Below are 300 nucleotides of genomic sequence, written 5' to 3'. Positions count from 1 at the left end.
CTGCGCGGTTCGATGGCGACCAGGATGCGGGCACTGGCGACCTGGGCGCGCAGCCCGGCCAGCGTGGTGCGGATCGCCGTGGGATGGTGGGCGAAGTCATCGTAGATGCAGATGTCCTGCGGGCTGCCCAGTTTCTGCATGCGCCGCTTGACCGAGACGAAGTCGGCCAGTTTCGGCAGCAGCGGGCGCACGTCGAGTCCGTAAGCGTCGACCGCTGCCAGCGCGGCCAGCGCGTTCATGACGTTGTGCCGGCCGAGCAGGTTCCAGCGGACTTCGCCGATGCGCTGGCCGCCCTGCAGC

At 69.3% G+C, this 300-nt stretch carries 1 protein-coding gene; it reads right to left on the bottom strand.

Features of this window, described 5'->3' with window-relative positions; all coding sequences use genetic code 11:
- Window positions 1–300, bottom strand: a 300-nt coding sequence (locus FLQ44_RS21230; protein WP_276607898.1) for a glutamate ligase domain-containing protein, incomplete at both ends; no start/stop codon positions are given.

Origin of the sequence: Vogesella mureinivorans, from assembly GCF_007644035.1 — a bacterium.
Classification (GTDB): Bacteria; Pseudomonadota; Gammaproteobacteria; order Burkholderiales; family Chromobacteriaceae; genus Vogesella; species Vogesella mureinivorans.
The sequence above is the reverse complement of the archived record's forward strand: the minus strand, read 5'-3'. Positions and strand labels throughout refer to the sequence as shown.